Source organism: Sinorhizobium sp. P24N7 (assembly GCF_042436655.1).
Classification (GTDB): Bacteria; Pseudomonadota; Alphaproteobacteria; order Rhizobiales; family Rhizobiaceae; genus Sinorhizobium; species Sinorhizobium meliloti_A.
Genome location: NZ_JBHMIW010000035.1, coordinates 1 through 2,500, shown reverse-complemented (window position 1 = coordinate 2,500; position 2,500 = coordinate 1). Strand labels below are relative to the sequence as shown.

Here is a 2,500-nt window from a genome sequence, read left to right as displayed (position 1 = left end):
GTGCGTCGACCGAATACCCTCGGGGGTAGAGCACTGGATGGGCTATGGGGACTCACCGTCTTACTGATCCTAACCAAACTCCGAATACCGAGGAGTACTAGTCGGCAGACACACGGCGGGTGCTAACGTCCGTCGTGAAAAGGGCAACAACCCTGACCTCCAGCTAAGGTCCCCAAGTCATGGCTAAGTGGGAAAGGATGTGAGGATCCCAAAACAACCAGGATGTTGGCTTAGAAGCAGCCATCATTTAAAGAAAGCGTAACAGCTCACTGGTCTAAATAAGGGTCTTTGCGCCGAAAATGTAACGGGGCTGAAGCCATGCACCGAAGCTGAGGCTTATACACTTAGGTGTATAGGGGTAGCGGAGCGTTCCGTAAGCCAGTGAAGGGATACCCGTGAGGGGTCCTGGAGGTATCGGAAGTGCGAATGTTGACATGAGTAACGATAAAGAGGGTGAGAGACCCTCTCGCCGAAAGACCAAGGGTTCCTGCTTAAAGTTAATCTGAGCAGGGTTAGCCGGCCCCTAAGACGAGGCGGACACGCGTAGTCGATGGGAACCACGTTAATATTCGTGGGCCTGGTGGTAGTGACGGATTGCTCAACTTGTCCGGACTTATTGGATTGTCCGGGCGGGGACGCGGTTCCAGGAAATAGCTCCACCGTATAGACCGTACCCGAAACCGACACAGGTGGTCAGGTAGAGTATACCAAGGCGCTTGAGAGAACTATGTTGAAGGAACTCGGCAAATTGCACGCGTAACTTCGGAAGAAGCGTGACCCTTTTCTACGCAAGTAGGATGGGGTGGCACAGACCAGGGGGTAGCGACTGTTTATCAAAAACACAGGGCTCTGCGAAGTCGCAAGACGACGTATAGGGTCTGACGCCTGCCCGGTGCTGGAAGGTTAAGAGGAGGGGTGCAAGCTCTGAATCGAAGCCCCAGTAAACGGCGGCCGTAACTATAACGGTCCTAAGGTAGCGAAATTCCTTGTCGGGTAAGTTCCGACCTGCACGAATGGCGTAACGACTTCCCCGCTGTCTCCAACATAGACTCAGTGAAATTGAATTCCCCGTGAAGATGCGGGGTTCCTGCGGTCAGACGGAAAGACCCCGTGCACCTTTACTATAGCTTTACACTGGCATTCGTGTCGGCATGTGTAGGATAGGTGGTAGGCTTTGAAGCGGGGACGCCAGTTCTCGTGGAGCCATCCTTGAAATACCACCCTTATCGTCATGGATGTCTAACCGCGGTCCGTCATCCGGATCCGGGACAGTGTATGGTGGGTAGTTTGACTGGGGCGGTCGCCTCCGAAAGAGTAACGGAGGCGCGCGATGGTGGGCTCAGAGCGGTCGGAAATCGCTCGTCGAGTGCAATGGCATAAGCCCGCCTGACTGCGAGACTGACAAGTCGAGCAGAGACGAAAGTCGGTCATAGTGATCCGGTGGTCCCGCGTGGAAGGGCCATCGCTCAACGGATAAAAGGTACGCCGGGGATAACAGGCTGATGACCCCCAAGAGTCCATATCGACGGGGTTGTTTGGCACCTCGATGTCGGCTCATCGCATCCTGGGGCTGGAGCAGGTCCCAAGGGTTTGGCTGTTCGCCAATTAAAGCGGTACGTGAGCTGGGTTCAGAACGTCGTGAGACAGTTCGGTCCCTATCTGCCGTGGGTGTAGGAATATTGACAGGATCTGTCCCTAGTACGAGAGGACCGGGATGGACATATCTCTGGTGGACCTGTTGTCCTGCCAAGGGCATAGCAGGGTAGCTATATATGGAAGGGATAACCGCTGAAGGCATCTAAGCGGGAAACCCACCTGAAAACGAGTATTCCCTTGAGAACCGTGGAAGACGACCACGTTGATAGGCCGGGTGTGGAAGTGCGGCAACGCATGAAGCTTACCGGTACTAATCGTTCGATCGGCTTGATCGTTCCCATTGCTTATGCTCATCAAAGATGAGCATCATTCTTCTGTCCTCACGCTGCCGCGATCGCAAGATCGCTGCGCTGCGGACGGCGCGCCGGACAACCGGCGGCTCGGCTCTGCCGGCTGCTGGAATGATCCGGACAAGACAAAAAAAGACGTGTTCAAAAGAAGTCGAGCGTTAAACCGCCCGCTTCACCAGCTTCTCAATTCGGTTTGCGCCCATAAGGCGCAAATCTTGCGCTTTGCCGACCTGGTGGTTCTGGCGGGGTGGCTGCACCCGTTCCCATTCCGAACACGGCCGTGAAACGCCCCAGCGCCGATGGTACTTCGTCTTAAGACGCGGGAGAGTAGGTCGCTGCCAGGTCTGCAAATCGCAAGAGAAACAAACCGATCATCTTCTCTCACACGGCCGAAACAAAACGGCCAACAAACCGACCTTTTTACTGCGCAAAACTCGGACGAATAACGAGATTTTGCCGCGCAAAACTCGGATAACGCGGGGTGGAGCAGCCCGGTAGCTCGTCAGGCTCATAACCTGAAGGCCGCAGGTTCAAATCCTGCCCCCGCAACCAAA

1 tRNA gene and 2 rRNA genes (1 of these 3 cut by a window edge) are annotated in these 2,500 nt (G+C 55.0%); all 3 read left to right on the top strand.

The window, feature by feature from the left end:
• Positions 1-1,931, top strand: a 23S ribosomal RNA gene (locus tag ACFHWW_RS33585); it begins 932 nt to the left of the window's first position.
• A gap of 244 nt (positions 1,932-2,175) precedes the next feature.
• Positions 2,176-2,290, top strand: a 5S ribosomal RNA gene (gene rrf / locus ACFHWW_RS33580).
• Between the two features lie 131 nt (positions 2,291-2,421).
• Positions 2,422-2,498: transfer RNA gene (locus tag ACFHWW_RS33575), tRNA-Met, on the top strand.
• The last annotated feature ends 2 nt before the right edge of the window (positions 2,499-2,500 follow it).